The sequence below is a fragment of the Humidesulfovibrio idahonensis genome (assembly GCF_054657715.1).
The window spans coordinates 558,538-576,845 of the sequence record NZ_BAAHYE010000002.1; the positions used below are offsets into that span (position 1 = coordinate 558,538).

Here is an 18,308-nt window from a genome sequence, read left to right on the forward strand (position 1 = left end):
GCTCTTTTCGGTTGGGCTTATTCGGCTAGTCCTTGTTCGGGCTGCCGCACTTGGCTTTCAGGATGCAGGTGCCGCAGCTGGTGAGGGCGGGCATGTTGGTGAACACCGCGAACTGGCGGTTCACCGTGCCTTCCTTGTTCCACTCCAGCCCCAGCTTTTTGAAGGCCGCGAGCACGTCCTTGCCGGGCTTGGGCAGGGGCGCGCAGCCCTTGTCCGCCAGCTCTGGCACCAGGTTCTGCACGGCGCTCATCACCATGTGGATGGCCAGATTGTGGAAGGCCATGCCGGCGCTGGGCGAGTCCTGCCAGATGCCCTCGATCTCGTCCTCCACGGGCTTCTCCAGCCAGAGGATGACGTAGCCGGGGTCTTTTTCGCCGCCGGCGGAGAGCCGGTACGCCTTGAGATACTGCTGCCAGCCGTCGAAGCGCGGCTCGATTTCCTCCAGCAAATCGTTCTCGATGCGCGTTTCGCCGGAGAGCTCGCAATAGGTGAACAGGTCGAACGCGGGCTGCACGGGTATGGCCGTGGCAATCAGCGCAGGGGCCTTTTTCGGAGACTTGGTGGTGCTTTCGGTCACGGGCATTTCCTGTGGCCGCGGTTAGGCGGCTTCCTTGTCGGCCAAGAGGGCCGCTTTGAGCGATTCGTCCAGGGTGGGGTGCGGGAACATGAAGTTCGCCGCGTCCTCGCGCGTCCAGCCCGCGCGGATGATGAGCGCGGCGGTGACGGCCAGGCGGGACACGTCCGCGCCCACGGCGGTGATGCCGACCACGCGGCCCTCGCGCCACACGCATTTCACAAAGCCCTGGGTGGCGGCGTGGGCCTGGGCGATGGGGTTGGCGATGAGCTGGGCGCGGCTGACGAGCACGGTCTCGCCCTTGGCCGTGGCCTCGCCCGCCATGGCGCCCACGCGGAGCACCTCGGGCGCGCCGTAAAGAATGCTCGGCACCGGGCCGGATTCGTACGGGCCGCGCACCTTGTCGAGCAGGCGCTGCACCACGTAGTGGGCCTGGTGGCTGGCGGCGTGGGCCAGCAGCATGCGGCCGTTCACATCGCCCACGGCGTATACGTCGGGCGCGGCCAGCAGGTTTTCGTCGGTGTGGATGTAGCCCGGGCCGGAAAGCTCCACGCCCAGGGATTCGAGGCCGAGGTCGGCGCTGTTGGGCCTGCGGCCCACGGCCACCAGGGCGCATTCGGCCACAAGCTCCTCGCCGCCGCTCTCTCCGTCCAGGGTGAGCACCGCGCTTTCGCCCGATCCCTCGCCGTGGGTGAGCACCGAGGCCACCTTGACGCCCAGGCGGATGTCCCAGCCTTGGCGCTTGAACACGGCCTCCAGGGTCTTGCTCACCTCCGGGTCTTCCACCCCGGCCAGGCGGGGCAGGGCGTCCACGATGGTGATCTTTGCGCCAAGCCGGTGCGCGGCCTGGGCCATCTCCAGCCCGATGAACCCGCCGCCCACCACGATGAGGCTGGCGGGCATCTGCTGCAGGGCCAGAAAGCCCGTGGAGTCGAGCACGCGCTTGCCGTCCGGCATCAGGCCGGGGAAGCCGGCCGGCCGCGAGCCCGTGGCCACCAGCAGCTTGCGGTAGTGCACGGACTGCGCGCCCTGGGGCGTTTGCACCTCAAGAACGTGCGCCTCGGCCACGCGGCCGCGCCCGGCGAACACGTCCACGCCCAGGGCGGCCAGACGCTGGCCCATGGCCTTGCGCGTGGCCGCGATGTGACGGTCCTTTCTGGCCTGCAGCGCGGCGAAGTCCACGCGGACCTCGCCCGAGGCCACGCGGACCTTGGCCTGGGCGGCCAGTTCCTCGATGGCGCAGGTTGCCCCAAGCCAGAGCTTGGTGGGAATGCAGCCGCAGTTCAGGCAGGCGCCGCCCATGTCGGCGGCCTCCACCAGCGCGGTTCTGAGGCCGGAGGCGGCGGCGTCCACGGCGGCGTCGAAGCCGCCGGGACCGCCGCCCAGCACGAGCAGATCGTATGTCGTGGTCATGCCCTTCCTTCTAGAGGTCGTCGGTGAGTTCCATGTTGCGGGCGGCGCGGGTCTCGTCCAAGCGCGAGACGGGCAGGGTGCGCGGCGCGCCGGTGACGAACGCCGGGTCCTTCTCGGCCTCGGCCAGAATGGCGATGAGGTCGTCGGCGAACTGGTCCAGGGTGTCCAGGCTCTCGGTCTCGGTGGGCTCGAACATGAGCGCCTCCTTGACGATGAGCGGGAAGTAGATGGTCGGGGCGTGGTAGCCCTTGTCCAGCAGGGCCTTGGCGATGTCCAGGGCGCGCACGTGGCACTCGCTCATGTTGCAGGCGCTGGCCACGAACTCGTGCATGCACACGCGGTCGAAGGGCACCTCAAGGACTTTGTCGAGCCGCTTGCGCAGGTAGTTGGCCGCAAGCACGGCGTTTTCCGTGGCGCGGATGAGCCCGGCCTTGCCCAGGCGCAGAATGTAGGCATAGGCTTTGAGCACCACGCCGAAGTTGCCGTAGAAGGGCGCCACGTAGCCGATGGACTTGGGGAAGTCGTAGTTCAGGTAGAACTGGCCGTCCTCAAGCTTCTCCACGCGGGAGATGGGCAGATAGGGCACCAGGCGCTCGGAGACGCCCACGGGGCCCGCGCCGGGACCGCCGCCGCCGTGGGGCGTGGCGAAGGTCTTGTGCAGGTTCAGGTGCACCACGTCGAAGCCCGCGTCGCCCACGCGCATCTTGCCCATGATGGCGTTCAGGTTCGCGCCGTCGTAGTAGAGCAGGGCGTCCACGCTGCGCAGCATCTCGACGATCTTGGGCAGATTCTTTTCGAACAGGCCCAGGGTGTTCGGGCAGGTCATCATCATGCCGGCGACGTCGTCGTCCAGCACCTTGGCCAGCTCGTCGGGGTCCACGATGCCGTCCTTGCTGGGCAGGTTCACCACCTCGAAGCCCGCGATGTGCGCGCTGGCCGGGTTGGTGCCGTGGGCGGAGTCGGGCACGATGATCTTGGTCTTCTTGTTGCCCTTGTCCTTGTGGTAGGCGGCGATGATCATGACGCCGGTGAGCTCGCCGTGCGCGCCCGCCATGGGGTGCAGGGTGAAGGCCTTCATGCCGCAGAGCTCGCACAAGAGCTGCTCGGTCTCGTACATCACCTCAAGGGCGCCCTGGCACAGGCGGCCCGCGCCTTTGAGCTGGGGCAGCACCGGGTGCAGCCGCGTGAAGCCGGGCATGGCGGCCACGGTTTCGGCGAACTTGGGGTTGTATTTCATGGTGCAGGAACCGAGCGGGTAGAAGTTCCCGTCCACGCCGTAGTTCAGCTTGGAGAGCCCGGTGAAGTGGCGCGCCACGTCGAGCTCGGAGAGCGAAGGCAGCCCGGCGGACTTGCCGCGCAAAAGCTCCTTGGGCAGCAGGTCGGCGGCGGTCTTTTCAGGCTTGGCCGGCCAGACGCCTTCGCGGCCGGTGGTGGATTTTTTGAAGACGGTGTTCATTACAGGATCCCCCGCAGCATTTCGGCAAGAATGCCGATCTGTTCCTTTGAGGTCTTCTCGGTGCAGGCCACCAGCAGGGCATTCTCCAGGCCGGCGTAGTAGCGGCCCAGAGGGAAGCCGGGCACGTAGCCGCGCGCGGTCAGCTTGTCGATGACCTGGTAGGCGTTCACCGGCAGGGTGATGGCGAACTCGTTGCCGAAGGGCGCGGAGCCGGAGAGCAGCTCGACGCCGTCGATGGCGGTGAGACGCTCGCTGGCGTAGTGGGCTCGCTCCATGCAGGTCTCGGCGGTGCGGGTCAGGCCTTCCTGGCCCAGCAGGCACAGGTGCATCAGGGCGCGCAGGGCGCACAGGGCCTGGTTGGAGCAGATGTTCGACGTGGCCTTTTGGCGGCGGATGTGCTGCTCGCGCGCCTGCAGGGTGAGCACGTAGCCGGTGCGGCCCTCGCCGTCCACCGTGCGGCCCACCATGCGGCCGGGCATCTGGCGCACCAGGGCCTTGTTGCAGGTCATTATGCCCAGGTACGGGCCGCCGAAGCTGAGGGGCAGGCCCAGGCTCTGGCCCTCGGCCACGGCCACGTCCGCGCCCATTTCGCCGGGCGACTTGAGCACCGACTGCAGCACCGGGTACACGGAGATGACCGAAACCACGCCGGCGGCGCGGGCGGTGTCGAACAGGGCGCTGAAGTCGGCGATGGTGCCGAAGAAGTTGGGATTCTGCACAATGACCGCGGCGGTGTCGCCGTCGATGGCCTTGGTCAGCGCGGCCAGGTCGCACACGCCGTTCTTGTGGGCGATGGTGACCAGCTCCAGGTGCAGGTTCGAGGTGTAGGAGCCGAGCATGACCCTATAGATGGGGCTCACGGCCTCGCACACCACGAGCTTGCGGCGTCCGGTGTGGCGCACGGCCATCATGGCCGCCTCGAAAAGCGCGGTGCCGCCGTCGTACACGCTGGCGTTGGCGTAGGGCAGGCCGGTCAGGCGCGTCACGGCCGTCTGGTACTCGAAGATGGCCTGGAGCGTGCCCTGGCTGGCCTCGGGCTGGTACGGCGTGTAGGCGGTGTAGAACTCGCTGCGCATGGACAGCGCGTCCACGGCGGCCGGGATGTGGTGGTCGTAGAACCCGGCGCCCAGGAAGCTCACCTGGCCGCAGACGTTCTTCTTCGCCAGGGCCTCCATGTGGGCCAGCACGTCCATTTCGCTCTTGCCCTCGGGCAGGTCGAAACTTTTGGGGCGCATGGCGGGGCTGATTTCGTCAAAGAGCGCCGCCACGCTGGGCGCGCCGATGACGTCGAGCATCCGCCGGATGTCCTCCGGGGTATGGGGAACGTAGGGCATTGTCGGCTCCTTAGTGGGCTTCGGCGGCGCACACTTCGGCGTAGGCGCTCGCGTCCAGCAGGTCGGCCGGGGCGGCGGAAAGCTTCACCTTGAGCATCCAGCCCGCGCCGTAGGGATCCTGGTTCACGGCCTCGGGCGCGCCTTCCAGGGCGGCGTTGACCTCGAGCACGGTGCCGGAGACGGGCGCATAGAGCTCGCTGGCGGCCTTCACGGATTCGACGGAGCCCATCTCGGTCCCGGCGGTCAGCGCGGCGCCGACTTTGGGCAGGTCCACAAAGGTCAAATCGCCCAGCTGTTCCTGGGCGAACTGGGTGATGCCGATGGTGGCGACGTCGCCCTCGATTTTGGCCCACTCGTGGCTTTTGGCGTACTTCAGTTCATTGGGAATCATCTGCATATCCTCCATTCAGGAAGGTTGTTTACGGGGTGAGGCCTCATACCATTCCCTGGCGCGAATGAAAACCCTGATTTCGCATGGCCGCACCGACGAAAATTCATCCGCGCGGCAAAAGGCTTAGGGGAAATGCCGCCCTTGAGGCCGAAGACTCTTCTGCGCTTTTGCGCCGCCCTTGACAGAAAGGGCGCAAGTGTCCAATTCTCCCGCAGCGTTGAAAAACCGGTGCAGGCGCCTTGCCGCCTGCCCACATCCGTGAGGCTTATGATGAAACCCCTTGCCATAGCCGGCATCGTTGTCGTCGCCCTGCTGCTTTTGGGCGGCGCGTCCTTGGTCAGCTCCTCCAATGCCATCATCACGCAGGACGCCGTGTGCGAGCAGATGGTGGGGCAGGTGAACTCCGCCCTGCAGCGCCGCATGGACCTGATCCCCAACCTTGTGGAGACCGTGAAGGGCTACGCGAGCCATGAAAAAGAGACCCTGACCGGGGTCATCGCCGCGCGCGCCTCGGCCACGCAGATCAAGCTCGACGCCAGCACCCTCTCCGACCCGAACAAGCTGAAGGAGTTCAACCAGGCGCAGGGCCAGCTCTCCGCCGCCCTGGGCAAGCTCATGATGGTCTCCGAGCGCTACCCCGACCTGAAGGCGGACAAGAACTTCCAGGACCTCATGGCCCAGCTTGAGGGCACGGAGAACCGCATCAAGATCGAGCGCGACAACTACAACAAGGCCGTCACCGGCCTGAACGTGCAGATCCGCACCTTCCCCGGCAGCCTGGTCAACGCCCTCATGGCTCACGTGAAGGAGCGGCAGGTGTTCCAGGCCGAGGAAGCCGCCAAGGCCGCGCCCAAGGTCAGCTTCAGCACTCCGGCCGCCCCGGCCGCCGCACCTGTCGCCGCTCCCGCCGCCGCTGCGGCCGGTGGTGAGGCGAAGTGATTCTGACCCGTTGCGCCGGGGCGTTGCGACGCCTCGCCCCGGCGCTGCTTTTCGCGGCGTTGGCGCTTGCGGCTTTCGGCCCTGGCGCGGCGCTGGCCCTTGAGGTCCCGCCCAATCAGGGCCAGTGGGTGGTGGACAACGCCCAACTGCTGGCGCCGGAGGAAAAGAACGCCCTCGGCGCGGAGCTGCGCCGCTACGCCGAGGCCACGGGCAACCAGATCGTGGTGCTCACCATCGCCTCCCTGGAGGGCGAGGACGCCGCGGGCTTTGCCAACAAGGCGGCCCGGGCCTGGGGCGTGGGCCAAAAGGACAAGAACAACGGCGTGCTCATCCTGGTGGCGCGCAAGGAATCCCGCGTGCGCTTCGAGGTGGGGCGCGGCGTGGAGGACAAGCTTCCCGACGTGGTGTGCAAGCGCATCCAGCGCGAGATCACCGTGCCGCACTTCAAGGCCGGGCGCTTTGCCCAGGGCCTTGGCGAAACCGTGGCCGCCATGGAGCGGCTGCTGGCTCCCGATGCCGCCACGGGCGACGCCAACGCAACCGCCCAGACCGACCCCCTGGCCGTGCGGCCCAAGGCGCAAGGCGACCAGCCCTTTCCCTTCACCCTGGCGCTCATCGCCGTGGCCGTGTTCCTCGGCCTTGGCGTGCTGTGGACGCGCCGGGGCTCCCGCTACGGCTCCGGGTATGACGGCGCTGGCCCCGGCGCCGGCGGTTCGTTCTCCATCGGCTTCCTGCTCGGCCTTCTGGCCAGCATCTTCCGCGGACGGGGCGGCGGCGGCTTCGGCGGCGGCGGTTTTGGCGGCGGCATGGGCGGCGGCGGTTTTGGCGGCGGCATGGGCGGCGGCGGCGACGGAGGCTTTTCCGGCGGCGGCGGCGACTTCGGCGGCGGCGGCAGCGATTCCGGCTTCGGCGGGGGCGACGACAATTAGCACCCCGGCTTTCTGACTGCCGCGGCGCCCGCCGCGTGTTGCTCATCGTGCTACGAATCGTTGACGAAAGGCGCATGTTGAGTATATTTTGCGCCAGGAGCCTGCCACGCATGAGCACGATCACCCACAGCCACGACCAGAACGCCGCCCCCGCCCAAGCGGAAGCGGCCGGTTTCGTCATGGCCGAGGTGGCGGGCCGCACCTGGATGCTGGAGCGTCCGGCGGACCTGGAAAGCCTGTGGGAGGCCATGGGCGAAGGCGCCGCCGCACCCGGCTGGGAGGCCGACGAGCGCCTGCCCTACTGGGTGGAGCTGTGGCCGGCCGCCGTGCTTTTGGCCCGGGCCATAGCGGCCCGGCCCGAGCTTGTGGCCGGGCGCACGTGCCTGGACGCCGGCTGCGGTCTGGGGCTGCCCGCCCTGGTGGCGGCCTCGTGCGGTGGGCGCGTGCTGGCCTTCGACTACGAGCCGGAAGCGCTGATCTACGCGCGCCGGAACGCGGCGAGAAACCTTGCCCCGGGCGCGCCCGCGCCGCTCTTCGCGGCCATGGACTGGCGCAGGCCCGCCGTGTCGCAAGGCGCGGCCGAGGTGATCCTGGGCGCGGACATTTTATACGAGCGCCGGTTCTTCGAGCCCGTGGCCGCGTTTTTGGACCACGCCCTGGCCCCGGCCGGCCGGGCGCTCATCGCCGACCCGGAGCGGAGCGTTTCCGCCGGGGCCTGCGAGCGCCTGCGCGCCCTGGGCTGGCGCATTGAAACACCGCTCACCGCCAAGGTGGCCCAGAGCGGGCAGAACATGACGGTGCACCTGCGCGAGATAACGCGCGGCGGCAACCTTACACGCAACACTTAAGGAAGGCTGACCATGGGAGAGACCATCCGTTTCGGCGTATCGCTCGACTCCGACCTGCTCGACAAGTTCGACGTGCTCTGCAAGGAGAAAAGCTACCAGACCCGCTCCGAGGCCATCCGCGACCTCATCCGCAGCATGCTGGTGCAGCGCCAGTGGGAGAATTCCGACGGCGAAGTGGCCGGCACCCTGACCCTGGTGTACGATCACCACGCCAGCGGCCTGGCCCAGAAGCTCACCGAACTGCAGCACGACAGCCACGAGGTCATCCTCTCCACCATGCACGTGCACCTGGATCATCACAACTGCCTGGAAGTGCTGGTGCTCAAAGGCTCGGCCGAGGTCATCAAGGGCCTGGGGCAGAAGCTCATCTCCACCAAGGGCGTGAAGCACGGGCATCTTGTGCTCACCACCACCGGGCAGGAGATCGATTAATGGCCGTTCCCATGGAAGACGTTCAGAAGCATCCGGCCCCGGTGCAGTTGCCCATCGACCGCGTGGGCGTGAAGGATTTGCAGCTGCCGCTGGTGGTGCGCGACCGCGAGTCCGGCGAGCAGCACACCGTGGCGCGCGTGGACCTGGCCGTGGACCTGCCCGCGGCTTTCAAGGGCACGCACATGAGCCGCTTTGTGGAGGCGTTGGAGAACTGGGAAGAGCAGCTTTCGCGTCCGTCGCTCAAGAAGCTGCTCTCGGACATCTCCGTGCGGCTTGAGGCGCGCCGGGCCTACGCCCGCTTCGACTTTCCGTATTTTCTGCGCCAGGCCTCGCCCATGAGCAGGGCCAAGGGGCTCATGGGCTACTCCTGCTCGGTCATCGGCGCGTACGAGGACGGCCAGCTGGACTTCACCCTGGGCGTGGTGGTGCCGGTGATGACCGTGTGCCCGTGCTCCCTCGCCATCAGCGAAATGGGCGCGCACAGTCAGCGCTCCAATGTCAGCATCCACGCAAAGTTCAAGGGCTTCCTCTGGCTGGAGGACCTTATCGAAATCGCCGAGCGTTCGGGGTCTTCCCCGGTGTACACGCTGCTCAAGCGCGAGGACGAGAAGTTCGTCACCGAGGCGGCCTTCGCCAAGCCCGCCTTTGTGGAGGATGTGGTGCGCTCCGCGGCCAAGGGACTTTCCGAGCACGAGAAAATCACCTGGTTCAAGGTCGAGGTGGAGTCCTTCGAATCCATCCACGGCCATTCCGCCCAGGCATGTATTGAAAGTTTCGTGGAGAGGGCGTAGGGAAGGCATTGTAAGGCCCCAAGCAGCGTGCCGGGCGTGGAGGAAGCATGACTCTCGACATCGGTTGGAGCGATCAGGCCGTCTCGGCCCTGGATCTCGCCGCCTTGTCCGCGTCGGAGAGCATCGCCCAGTCCTCCAGCCAGAGCAGCACGCGGGAGCAGATGTCGCTGACGGACGCGGCCGGGTCGCCCCCGTTGTCCGGCGCGGTGGAGTTGACCAGCGGCAGGGTTTTTGATTCTCTCGGCCAGGGAGCCCGCGAGCACGAGGTCGGCGCTTCCTCGGACTACGCGTCCGGCGAGCTGCGGCCCACGGGCGCGAATGACGTGGGAGGCCCGCAGGACAGGCTGCGCGACTATTCGACCCTGACGCAGCTCGACCAGGCCTATTCGTCCAGCCTGGCGGCCACGGCCTACACGGACCAGCAGTATCTTGGGCGCATTGCCGACTACACGGCGTAGAGGAGACGGAACATGAGCGATCTTTCCATCAGCGCGCAGGCCCTGGGGGCCTTGGATGTCTCTCTCAACACCACCGCCCACAACATCGCCAACGTCAGCACCGAGGGCTACCAGCCCCTGCGCACCGAATTCGCCGACGGCCCCGGCGGGCAGGGCGTGCAGGTGGCGTCCATCTCACGCGCGCAGTCCGGCGGCGAGGACCTCGCCCGGGACATGGTCGGCCTGATGCAGATCGACCAGGCGTATTCGGCCAACGCGGCCATGATCCGCACGGGAGAGGAGACCTCCGGCACCGTGCTGAACATGATCGCCTGAGTCCGCGCGCCAGCGGCGATTCCTCGAGCTCTTCCTTCCGCGCTTTTCCTTCCGCGCTCTCCTCACCCGCAGCCTTTGCCGCAGCTCGTTGCGTCCTGAAAGCACGGCAGCTGTCTCCCCCGGCTTTTCGCCGCTATTCTTCTTCCTCGTCCTCCATCATGGCGAAGGCGTCCTGATCGGCCTTGCACTTGGGGCACGTCCATTCGGGCGGCAGGTCGCGGGCTTCCGTGCCGGGCTCGATGCCGCGTTCGGGGTCGCCTTTTTCAGGATGATAGATGTAGCCGCACAAAAGACAAGCGCAACGCATGGTGTTCTCCAAAGGTCTTTCGGCCATCGGCCGGGTGTTTGCGGGGCAGGGCGCAGGGACGCCGGGATATTGCGGCCCAAAGCTATCCATCCTGGGGGGCGCGCGTCAAGGCTAAGCTTTTGTCCGCCCCGGCCGATAAGGATGATGCGCAGCAACGGCCGTGCCTGTTGCAAGTCCGGCGCGATGAGGAGGCGGGGTCCCATGCCACGAGGAACCATAGCGGGCAGCCCCGCGCGCGGCGGCCTCCCCTGCCGTCCTGAGGTCTCCGTCATCATCCCGAACCACAACTACGGGAGCTTCCTCTCCGGCTGCCTGCATTCGCTTTTGGCCCAGAGCGTCAACCCCAGGCGCGTGGAGGTCATCTTCGTTGATGACGCGAGCAGCGACGGCTCCCTTGAACTGGCGCGGGAGCTGCTGCCGTCCATGCCCTTTGCCGGGCACAGGATCGTGTCCTTGCCGCGCCAGGGTCGGCCTGGCCCGGTGCGCAACGCCGGTTTGGCCCAGGCCAAGGGCAACGCCCTGCTGACCCTGGACCCGGACGACGAACTGCTGCCGGACTTTTTGACCCGCTGTCTGGAGGCCTTGGACCACGGGGCCGATGTCGCCTATACGGACTATCTGCAAGGGGAAGGCGACGAGCGGCGCGAGGTGCGCCTGGGCGGGTATCACAAATTTCTGCTGGCGAACCAGAACATCCTTTCGCCGACGGCCTTGTTCCGGCGCGTGCTGTGGGACCGGGGCGCGCGCTACCGTGCGGACACGCTGTACGAGGACTGGGACTTCTGGATCCAGCTGGCGCTCAAGCGGGCGCGCTTCGCCCATGTGGCCCAGCCGCTCTACCTGTACCGTGTGCACGAGGGCAGCTTCTCCGCCATGGCCCGGCAGGACGACGCCCTGTCCAAGGCGCGGCTGGTGCTGGAGAACGCCGGCTTCTTCCCCTCGTGGACGCAGGCCTGGGCGCGGGATGTGCTGCGCCGCGACCCCTGCACCGACCCCATGCCCCGCGGCATCATCCCCATTTTGCCGGACCACGCCACCAGACGTTTGCCGCTCGAACCCATCGTCATCTGACCGGTTTGGCCTGACGGACTGGCCGGGCGGACTGGCCGGGCGGACTGGCCCCGGCAGGTTTGGCCCGGCAGACTTGGCGCAATCACCTGACTCCACGTCCGCACTGTGGGAGCGCTTGGCAACGGAAATCCCCCAGGATCATTCCCGTCTTCCGCCACACCGCGACGTTGCCCCACCACGCCGCAGCGTGCGCCCTCTTGTCGATAGTTGTCTTCGTGCGCCGCAGCGGCTTGACAAGATGCCGAAAGAGGTCGATCGTTCAGGCAAGTTGACCAAGTGGTCAAAGAGGTGCTGATGGACAATCGCCGCGCCTTACTCAACGCCGCCAAGAGCCTTGTCGCCGCAAAGGGCGTCAAGGCCGCCACCATCGCCGCCATCGCCGCCAAGGCGGGCGTGGCCAAGGGGCTGCTCTTCTATTACTTCGAGAACAAGGAAAGCGTCATCCGGGCCGTGGCCCAGGAGCTGGACGCCGCCTATACCTCCGCCTTGCGGGCCTTGCCCAAGACCGACACCGCCCTTGCGAGCCTGCACGCGCTTTTCGACCACCATTTCGCCTTCCTCGACCAGAACCCGGAAGGGGCGCAGTTCCTGTATCAAAGCGCCTCGGCCAGGCAGGGGCATGGAGCCGTCGGGTTCTACGAGCACCTCTACGCCGACATTCTGGAGGTGCTGGAAAAGGGCGCGGCGAGCGGCGAATTTCAAATCCGCGACACCGAGGAGCTGGCCTACATGATCCTCGGTTCGCTGCATGGCGTCGGGCGGCTCAAGCTCTTTGAGTTCAAGCGCGACTACGACGGCGCCAAGCATCTGGCCGCGTTCTACGACAAGATTTTGCTGGCGCGCGAGCCATGAAGCATGGAATGACGACGCCCCGCTGTGGGACGGCAAAAACCCGGTGGACGACGGTTGCCGCCTGCTGGCTATATCGGGCGCAAGCCCGTGGAGGCGATAATGAGCCTTGCTGATTTGGGCGCCATTGCCGGCGCATTGGCTGTGTTGGGTCTCATCGCGTTGTTCATGTACAAGCAGTGCATCAAGCACTAACAACCCCCGAAAGCCCCTGGCGAAGACATTCGCCGGGGGCTTTTCCCTTTCTGTCCGCCTGGCCGCAGCAGGCCGCGCCGCGCCGTCGGGCCGATTCCGTGTGGTGGGTCTGTGAAGCGCTGCCGGGCCGCTCGGCTTCCGCCCTGGTGCGCCATCTGGTCGCTCGGCTTGCTTCGCAGGTGGCATCGCTCTGGGCGTTTCAGAAGGTCGGAGCGCTGCCGTCTTGTGTGCCGTTCCGGAGACGCTTCTCTCGTCGCGCAGCCAGGCGGGGCGCGTGGAGCGGCAGCTCTCGGAAATGCTTCGCGATCACTGGAACGCAACTTGCTTAAGCCCTGGGCAATATCGGTCCGCAGCGGTGCTGCGCAGCGCCGAACGCACAAGCAAGGAGCCTGCGATGTACAGGGAACAAGCGTCGAGTCCCGGAGATATCATCAAATTTGCCGTGCACATGTTGGCCCATGGCGAGCCGGAAGACTTCAACATGCAGTACCGCCAGCGGCAGTTCAACAAGGTCGCCTCGGGCATTGGCGACGACTGCGTGGTCATGGACTTTTCTTACGAGGAGCGCCAAGCCTTCTACGCGTACGTGTACAATCGCGTTGTGGGCAAAGTTCCTGTTGATTATCTGGAGTTTGGCGTTGCCGGGGGAGAAAGTTTCCGCGCTTGGCTGGGCTTAAGCAAGCAGGCCGAGTCGCGCTTTTACGGCTTTGATTCCTTTGAGGGGCTGCCGGAAAATTGGCAGGAGGATGCGCCCAAGGGCGCCTACAGCACGGGCGGGCAGGTGCCGCAGGTGGACGACAGCCGCGCCGCCTTCATCAAGGGCTTGTTCCAGCAGACTGTGGACGCCTTCAGCCTCGGCTTTGTGCCGCGCAACCGGCTGGTGCTGCACATGGACGCGGACCTGTATTCGTCCTCGCTCTATGTGCTCATGATGATGAACCGGCACATCCGGCCGGGCACCATCATCCTGTTCGACGAGTTCACCGCGCGCGGGTTCACCGATGAGTACGCGGCCCTTGAGGACTTTTGCCTGGCCTGTGGACGCAGCTACAAAATCCGGGCGCGCCGCCGCGATTTCGTGAAGCTGGTGGTGGAGATAACGGCCTAGGGACGCCGCCGGTCGTCAGCATACGTGAAGTGGGCCGGCAAGGCCGGGCTAGCCTTTGCAAGGCCGCTTTCGGCGCTGTGGAACGCTGGACGCCGCACCGCTCATAGGGTGGCCTGCCGCTGGCTTGGCCCGCCGCCACAACAGGTCGCTGCGAAAAGACGCAAGAAGCCAAGCTCCGCACCGCAGAGCGCGGGCCGGTTTCGCGCCTGCTCTGGTTCGCGGGGGGAGCGTTTCGGCTTGCCTTGGAAATGGGGGGAAGTGGCGCAAATGGCGGAGGGGGAGTCGGTCGAATCAACAACGCAATATGCTAAAATTAAAAGGAAATACCTAACGCAAACTGTCGTGCTGTACGGAAAGTTGTACAGGCATCACAAGGTCTTCCGCTCTCCGAGGAGGGGCAATACACACCTTGACTTGGTAAGGGAAGCCGAAACTAATCTTCTCCATTGGGAGTTGCCACCACACTCCGAGGCGTTCTCACCTCCTTCTCTCTGCCAACCATCCAAGACCGTTCCCACGGAGGGCAGCTGGCTCTCAGCCTCTTGTCTGGGGAGGGGGGATCCCGTACCCTCCCCCCGGCTGTGGACCTAGCGATACCACTATCTATAGATGTCGTCGGTGTACCTCTCTAATATTTCTGTACTTTTGGCGTGGGATACCAACAATGGGTGAGTTGATCCGGACTGATGTTTGGGAACATTAGGGTAGTGTCTGGCATGCACAAGACTCATCACGTATGGACTTTTCAGATTTGTCCCGAAAGTCAGACGCGCAACTCCGACGGACATGAATTCTCACTTCGAGTGGGACCGTTATGCTTCGACTTGTCTTCACCCAGCAAGCGTCAGATCGAGATGTGTTGTGCCTCAAAGGCGTCATCATTGATATCGGCCCATTAGACAATCCGTACAGTCTGAGTGACACGTCAAAAGAGATGTTCGCCCCCATCGCTTGGTATGAAAGGGCATAAGCCTTTCAAGCTGGCAACGGGGGGAGGGTGCTCCCCATGGAGACGCATGTAATCAAAGGTGGTTAGGAGAAATCCTGACCTCCTTATTCGCTTTGCCCTCAACGATTCCAACCATATTTCCAACCTTTCGGCCCCGCACAGGAGTCCCTTGCGTAAAAAGTTAGGAATTGCTATAGGCAAACAAACAGAAATGGGGAGGGGAGAGTGATGGACCCAGTGACAGCCGCCGCAGGAACCTTTGTCGGAAAAGAAATGCTCAAGTATATACTAAAAAGCATACACGACACCTGCCGAGAGACAACGCAAAAGGGCATAGAGCAATTTGCAAACTCCACAAAGCTTAATGCGGCATACAAAAAAATACTCAAATACGGGTTGGTGAAGACTCTTTGGCAGGTGGACAAGCCAGTTAATATCAAAAAATTCTATTGCGACTCTAAAATTCTGATTGGCGACAATAGGACCACGGTTAAATCTATAGAAGACCTACCAGAAGATGAGAATATCGTTATCGAGGGCATCGCTGGCCAAGGCAAGTCCATCCTGCTGAGATACATGTGTATCCGAGAGGCAGAAAAAGGGGCACGCCTCCCAATATTTATCGAACTCTGTCGACTGAGCGAGGAGGCCCCCCTAGAAAGGAAAATTTTTGAATACTTCAAGCATCTTGGATTAGAAGACGGCGCGGAGATATTCGACAAACTGGCCAGCAAGGGACATGTTGTCTTGTTGCTCGATGCTTTTGACGAAATCAAAGAGGATTACAAAGCAACTACCATAGCTTCGATTGAAGAATTGTCAATTAGATACGACCTTATGCGTATCATCATCACTTCTAGGCATGAAAACAAAATTCAATACTCTTCGCACTTTAATGTTGTTCGGCTAGACAACCTAAAAGGAAACGAATACAAAGATGTTGTAAAGAAGCTTGGAAAGAATGATGAATTTTCATCAGTATTAATAGAACACCTTGATGGAAAAGCAAAACATGTAAAAGAGCTTTTATGTACACCATTACTAGTTACATTGCTTGTGATGGCCTACAAATACAACAAAACTCTCCCAACGAATCTATCGCAATTTTATGAATCGCTTTTTCCTGCATTGCTTAGCAGACACGATGGTTCAAAACCAACGTTTTCAAGGGAGAGGCGATGCAACATAGACGACACAGAGTATAAGAGAGTCTTTGAATGCTTCTGCATGCTCGCGCGGGAGCGCGGGCCGATGGAACAAAAAGTTGTTTTCGAGCTTGCCCGGCGAGCCTCTGAAGAAACCAATATTCCCGTCAAGCCAGCTAACTATATCGACGATATCGTCAAAATCACTTGTATGGTGCTCAAGGAAGGTGATGAGTATAGGTTTATTCATAAGACTGTGAAAGAATTCTACACAGCGTCGTATGTTGCTTCTAAGCCTGAATCGTGGGCGCAGCGTTTTTATACTTTGTTACTCCCTGCGCACAAATCATACGGTTGGATGACAGAGCTTGGTTTCTTGTCTGAGATTGATGCGTTCAGATATCGCCAGTATTTTTTCATCCCCACCCTCTTGGCTCTTTTCGATGCAGATGAAAATTCTATTTTCGAAATCAAAACGCCTCTTTCTAAGGCAGCGTTACACAAACTGCTTGATGGCTTTTATTATTCTCCATTCGGTGAATCATGGCGGCTAGTTAAACCTTACTCTGGGATTGCCCTTGCCGACATAATCAGTGATTTTGTACTATACAAGCACGGCGTTCCACACGTAGATTTAAAATTTGCTTATCTTGAAGATGCATGTGTTCATCCTAAATATAAAGTTGAACTTAACAAAATACCACGCTCTCAATGGGACACATATGACACGGTTCGCCCTACAATCCGACTTAACTTTTCTGATTTTTTGACCATGAAAAGCGCTAAATTCATACTACCTGCGGCCCAGTACGCGTTTGCAAATGCTCTCCAAAAAGTACGCGATGCGATAACTTCCAACAAGGCGAAGGAAAGCACTGATATTCTCAGTACGGTCCTAAACTTCGGCGACGATTAGCGGCGACGCACTACTGTCAGCGGTAATACGTTGTCAATTCGGATTCTTTGTTGTGCCCAACCCGTGCCATCGCCTCGCGCGCAATGGCATCGTCATCAAGCCCACATGCATGGGCTTCCCCAGCGAACGCCTGCACATAGTTGTGACGTAGCGCGTGCGTTCGCTCCATGCCTCGCCCACCTCGGAGCAGACCCTGTTGAGCCCGCGCAGATACGGCTTGAAAAATGAGCCCCATCCTGCCCCCGGTTCGCGCCCAGATGCGCCCTCAAGGCCTCGTAGTCGGCTTTGGACGCATGCGACGCACTCGTAGCTGACCCTTGCCCCTGATGCGCCCCTTGGCCGGAGATGGAATCCGACCGAGCTTATTTTATCCCTCACCACCTGGAAAGCATTAGCCTGAAGGGCCATTCGAAGCTCAGGTGCTTGGCATAGGCAAGGGGGATCTGCCGGTGAGCCCAGATTCCGCCGTATCGACCTAGGCGGACATTCATAAGGGAGGATTCTCACCTTTCGATGTAGTCCTCCAAACGTCTAGCTTACGACCAAACACGGCAATGAACTGGCGAGAGGCATCCGTCTTCAGCCAGTCTTTGGGGTCGTGCCTGCTCTCACGACTCGCTCCCTTTCAGAGATCAGTGAAGTCGATCATCTCGCTGTTCAGGGCTTGAATACGGCGAGCCCCGTACCTGCCATACTCGCTGGCGAAGTGGATGATGGCCGCCTTCAGCGGCTCTTCAGCTCCTGTGCTGGGGCGGTATCGCTGTGTCGCTCGGAGTTGCTCCAGCACTTAGCATACGCGCCATTCCGACACACTGAGAATTGAACGCACATGAGTTACACACTACTGCCTGCGCCGGGAAAGGCTCAGATGTTTCCCCTCGCCGCCTCCATGAGGGTGAACTTGTCTTTGGTCAGCTCTGCCACAGCCTTCTTTAGCCGGGTATTCTCACGTTCCAAGGCCTCAGCTTCTTGGCTTGGTCGACTTTCAGAACACCGTACTCACTGCGCCAGCGATAGAACGTCTGCTCACAACCCCCAAGAACTCGGCACGTCTTGGCCACCGTCTTGCCTTTGGCCAAAGAAACCTCGGCCTCACGCAGCTTGGCGATTATCTGCTCTGGTGCTTGTCCTTTCCTGCCCATTACCTGCCCTCCATGGTCCAGAGACTAACAAAATCTCTGGCTCAGGTTTAGGGGGCTGGTCAATGTTGGCATTGTAATCTCCTTTTTGAAATTACTTGCTATGAGGAAGAAACCTAAGTTGCGAGTGGTAATCGATTACCAAATAAGTAGGTAGCCCTGCAAGAATTGGACGGTCCTCTATCGTAGCGACCTCGACATGATATACCCCAGGGGAGAGGTCAATTGTTGCGATTTCTCTACTGAAACTCCCATCCCCATGCTTTTTTGCAAAACCATGTGCATAGTATCCTTTAGTGACCACCTGCGTATTGTAGACAGACTCTGGCGTTCTTCCTGGGACAAGCTTAAATATCTCCAAACGGAGAGGGAATTGGATACCTGGCTTGCTACTCTTACCCGTAGTGGGTTGAGTCGCATTTCCCAATATCCCAAGAATGTAATCTAATTCTCCTTCCCCCGAGTACGCAAACATTACCGCAAATATATACGAGCGTGTTTCGAGAATTTGAAAATCCTCTTTGATCACGTTACTCTGTTTACTCAAATCAAAAGGAAATTTCACTACTGGAGCGGGGAGTGTCTCAGCAAAAAGTGCTTTTGGTACTGACACAAGTAAAGACAACAAAAGAAGAGCGTAGACAACATACCAGCGAATGTTTTCATTTCTCATTGTCTTTCTCCTTAGTGTTTTCCAATTTGACCATGACCTGCCCCCACGAGTTGTACCACTTATTGTGTTAGTCTGT

General features: G+C 62.0%; 19 protein-coding genes. 11 read left to right on the top strand and 8 right to left on the bottom strand.

The window, feature by feature from the left end:
• Window positions 1-25: 25 nt before the first annotated feature.
• Genes ACYQ4W_RS02915 through gcvH form a run of 5 tightly spaced genes read right to left on the bottom strand, consistent with a single transcriptional unit; the run spans window position 26 to window position 5,168 of the window.
• Window positions 26-577 (bottom strand): hypothetical protein, encoded by a 552-nt coding sequence (locus ACYQ4W_RS02915; protein WP_459852597.1) that lies wholly within the window; start codon window positions 575-577, stop codon window positions 26-28.
• A 21-nt stretch (window positions 578-598) separates the two neighbouring features.
• Window positions 599-1,987: a dihydrolipoyl dehydrogenase family protein gene (locus ACYQ4W_RS02920; RefSeq protein ID WP_459852600.1), complete on the bottom strand. Its 1,389-nt coding sequence runs from the start codon at window positions 1,985-1,987 to the stop codon at window positions 599-601.
• A 10-nt stretch (window positions 1,988-1,997) separates the two neighbouring features.
• Window positions 1,998-3,443: an aminomethyl-transferring glycine dehydrogenase subunit GcvPB gene (gene gcvPB / locus ACYQ4W_RS02925; RefSeq protein ID WP_459852603.1), complete on the bottom strand. Its 1,446-nt coding sequence runs from the start codon at window positions 3,441-3,443 to the stop codon at window positions 1,998-2,000.
• Window positions 3,443-4,777 carry an aminomethyl-transferring glycine dehydrogenase subunit GcvPA gene (gene gcvPA, locus ACYQ4W_RS02930; protein WP_459852606.1) on the bottom strand — a complete coding sequence of 445 codons (1,335 nt, stop codon included), beginning with the start codon at window positions 4,775-4,777 and terminating at the stop codon, window positions 3,443-3,445. The genes gcvPB and gcvPA overlap by 1 nt, the downstream gene beginning before the upstream one ends.
• Before the next feature lie 10 nt (window positions 4,778-4,787).
• Window positions 4,788-5,168: a glycine cleavage system protein GcvH gene (gene gcvH, locus ACYQ4W_RS02935; protein WP_459852608.1), complete on the bottom strand. Its 381-nt coding sequence runs from the start codon at window positions 5,166-5,168 to the stop codon at window positions 4,788-4,790.
• Between the two features lie 267 nt (window positions 5,169-5,435).
• Here gcvH and ACYQ4W_RS02940 point away from each other — a divergent pair, with 267 nt between their 5' ends.
• The 7 genes from ACYQ4W_RS02940 (at window position 5,436) to ACYQ4W_RS02970 (ending at window position 9,880) form a co-directional block, all read left to right on the top strand.
• A complete protein-coding gene (locus ACYQ4W_RS02940) occupies window positions 5,436-6,107 on the top strand; it encodes a LemA family protein (RefSeq protein WP_459852610.1) in 672 nt (223 codons plus the stop codon).
• Window positions 6,104-7,036 (top strand): TPM domain-containing protein, encoded by a 933-nt coding sequence (locus tag ACYQ4W_RS02945; protein WP_459852613.1) that lies wholly within the window; start codon window positions 6,104-6,106, stop codon window positions 7,034-7,036. The genes ACYQ4W_RS02940 and ACYQ4W_RS02945 overlap by 4 nt, the downstream gene beginning before the upstream one ends.
• A gap of 110 nt (window positions 7,037-7,146) precedes the next feature.
• On the top strand, window positions 7,147-7,884 hold the full coding sequence (locus ACYQ4W_RS02950) for a class I SAM-dependent methyltransferase (protein ID WP_459852615.1): 738 nt from the start codon (window positions 7,147-7,149) through the stop codon (window positions 7,882-7,884).
• Between the two features lie 12 nt (window positions 7,885-7,896).
• Window positions 7,897-8,316, top strand: coding sequence for a nickel-responsive transcriptional regulator NikR (nikR, locus tag ACYQ4W_RS02955; RefSeq protein WP_459852618.1), 420 nt, complete (start codon window positions 7,897-7,899; stop codon window positions 8,314-8,316).
• Window positions 8,317-8,327: 11 nt separating this feature from the next.
• Window positions 8,328-9,107: a GTP cyclohydrolase FolE2 gene (gene folE2, locus ACYQ4W_RS02960; RefSeq protein WP_459854438.1), complete on the top strand. Its 780-nt coding sequence runs from the start codon at window positions 8,328-8,330 to the stop codon at window positions 9,105-9,107.
• A gap of 47 nt (window positions 9,108-9,154) precedes the next feature.
• The gene (locus ACYQ4W_RS02965; protein WP_459852620.1) at window positions 9,155-9,565 is read left to right on the top strand and encodes a hypothetical protein; all 411 of its coding nucleotides are present in this window, start codon (window positions 9,155-9,157) and stop codon (window positions 9,563-9,565) included.
• A gap of 12 nt (window positions 9,566-9,577) precedes the next feature.
• Window positions 9,578-9,880, top strand: coding sequence for a flagellar basal body protein (locus ACYQ4W_RS02970; RefSeq protein ID WP_459852623.1), 303 nt, complete (start codon window positions 9,578-9,580; stop codon window positions 9,878-9,880).
• A 133-nt stretch (window positions 9,881-10,013) separates the two neighbouring features.
• Here ACYQ4W_RS02970 and ACYQ4W_RS02975 read toward each other — a convergent pair whose 3' ends face one another.
• A complete protein-coding gene (locus ACYQ4W_RS02975) occupies window positions 10,014-10,187 on the bottom strand; it encodes a rubredoxin (protein WP_459852626.1) in 174 nt (57 codons plus the stop codon).
• Window positions 10,188-10,388: 201 nt separating this feature from the next.
• Between ACYQ4W_RS02975 and ACYQ4W_RS02980 the strand changes: the two genes are divergently transcribed.
• The 4 genes from ACYQ4W_RS02980 (at window position 10,389) to ACYQ4W_RS02995 (ending at window position 16,420) form a co-directional block, all read left to right on the top strand.
• A complete protein-coding gene (locus ACYQ4W_RS02980) occupies window positions 10,389-11,258 on the top strand; it encodes a glycosyltransferase family 2 protein (RefSeq protein ID WP_459852628.1) in 870 nt (289 codons plus the stop codon).
• A gap of 294 nt (window positions 11,259-11,552) precedes the next feature.
• Window positions 11,553-12,110 carry a TetR/AcrR family transcriptional regulator gene (locus ACYQ4W_RS02985; RefSeq protein ID WP_459852631.1) on the top strand — a complete coding sequence of 186 codons (558 nt, stop codon included), beginning with the start codon at window positions 11,553-11,555 and terminating at the stop codon, window positions 12,108-12,110.
• A 586-nt stretch (window positions 12,111-12,696) separates the two neighbouring features.
• A complete protein-coding gene (locus tag ACYQ4W_RS02990; RefSeq protein WP_459852634.1) occupies window positions 12,697-13,410 on the top strand; it encodes a TylF/MycF/NovP-related O-methyltransferase in 714 nt (237 codons plus the stop codon).
• Window positions 13,411-14,587: 1,177 nt separating this feature from the next.
• Complete coding sequence (locus tag ACYQ4W_RS02995; RefSeq protein ID WP_459852636.1) at window positions 14,588-16,420, top strand: NACHT domain-containing protein; 1,833 nt, start codon at window positions 14,588-14,590, stop codon at window positions 16,418-16,420.
• Between the two features lie 932 nt (window positions 16,421-17,352).
• On the opposite strand, the gene ACYQ4W_RS03000 is transcribed toward ACYQ4W_RS02995, so the two are convergent.
• Together ACYQ4W_RS03000 and ACYQ4W_RS03005 are read right to left on the bottom strand one after the other, a co-directional pair.
• Window positions 17,353-17,562 (bottom strand): transposase, encoded by a 210-nt coding sequence (locus ACYQ4W_RS03000; protein ID WP_459852638.1) that lies wholly within the window; start codon window positions 17,560-17,562, stop codon window positions 17,353-17,355.
• A gap of 91 nt (window positions 17,563-17,653) precedes the next feature.
• Entirely contained in the window at window positions 17,654-18,232 is a 579-nt protein-coding gene (locus tag ACYQ4W_RS03005) for a DUF5625 family protein (RefSeq protein ID WP_459852641.1), read from the bottom strand.
• Window positions 18,233-18,308 lie beyond the last annotated feature (76 nt).

What these genes read in the sequence shown, in the direction of transcription:
- ACYQ4W_RS02995 (WP_459852636.1), top strand. Translation starts at nt 14,588, where the DNA reads ATGGACCCAGTGACAGCCGCCGCAGGAACCTTTGTCGGAAAAGAAATG.
- folE2 (WP_459854438.1), top strand. Translation starts at nt 8,328, where the DNA reads ATGGAAGACGTTCAGAAGCATCCGGCCCCGGTGCAGTTGCCCATCGAC.
- ACYQ4W_RS02985 (WP_459852631.1), top strand. Translation starts at nt 11,553, where the DNA reads ATGGACAATCGCCGCGCCTTACTCAACGCCGCCAAGAGCCTTGTCGCC.
- gcvPB (WP_459852603.1), bottom strand. Translation starts at nt 3,443, where the DNA reads ATGAACACCGTCTTCAAAAAATCCACCACCGGCCGCGAAGGCGTCTGG.
- ACYQ4W_RS02990 (WP_459852634.1), top strand. Translation starts at nt 12,697, where the DNA reads ATGTACAGGGAACAAGCGTCGAGTCCCGGAGATATCATCAAATTTGCC.
- gcvPA (WP_459852606.1), bottom strand. Translation starts at nt 4,777, where the DNA reads ATGCCCTACGTTCCCCATACCCCGGAGGACATCCGGCGGATGCTCGAC.
- ACYQ4W_RS02980 (WP_459852628.1), top strand. Translation starts at nt 10,389, where the DNA reads ATGCCACGAGGAACCATAGCGGGCAGCCCCGCGCGCGGCGGCCTCCCC.
- ACYQ4W_RS03005 (WP_459852641.1), bottom strand. Translation starts at nt 18,232, where the DNA reads ATGAGAAATGAAAACATTCGCTGGTATGTTGTCTACGCTCTTCTTTTG.
- nikR (WP_459852618.1), top strand. Translation starts at nt 7,897, where the DNA reads ATGGGAGAGACCATCCGTTTCGGCGTATCGCTCGACTCCGACCTGCTC.
- ACYQ4W_RS02965 (WP_459852620.1), top strand. Translation starts at nt 9,155, where the DNA reads ATGACTCTCGACATCGGTTGGAGCGATCAGGCCGTCTCGGCCCTGGAT.
- ACYQ4W_RS03000 (WP_459852638.1), bottom strand. Translation starts at nt 17,562, where the DNA reads ATGGGCAGGAAAGGACAAGCACCAGAGCAGATAATCGCCAAGCTGCGT.
- ACYQ4W_RS02940 (WP_459852610.1), top strand. Translation starts at nt 5,436, where the DNA reads ATGATGAAACCCCTTGCCATAGCCGGCATCGTTGTCGTCGCCCTGCTG.
- ACYQ4W_RS02970 (WP_459852623.1), top strand. Translation starts at nt 9,578, where the DNA reads ATGAGCGATCTTTCCATCAGCGCGCAGGCCCTGGGGGCCTTGGATGTC.
- gcvH (WP_459852608.1), bottom strand. Translation starts at nt 5,168, where the DNA reads ATGATTCCCAATGAACTGAAGTACGCCAAAAGCCACGAGTGGGCCAAA.
- ACYQ4W_RS02920 (WP_459852600.1), bottom strand. Translation starts at nt 1,987, where the DNA reads ATGACCACGACATACGATCTGCTCGTGCTGGGCGGCGGTCCCGGCGGC.
- ACYQ4W_RS02975 (WP_459852626.1), bottom strand. Translation starts at nt 10,187, where the DNA reads ATGCGTTGCGCTTGTCTTTTGTGCGGCTACATCTATCATCCTGAAAAA.
- ACYQ4W_RS02950 (WP_459852615.1), top strand. Translation starts at nt 7,147, where the DNA reads ATGAGCACGATCACCCACAGCCACGACCAGAACGCCGCCCCCGCCCAA.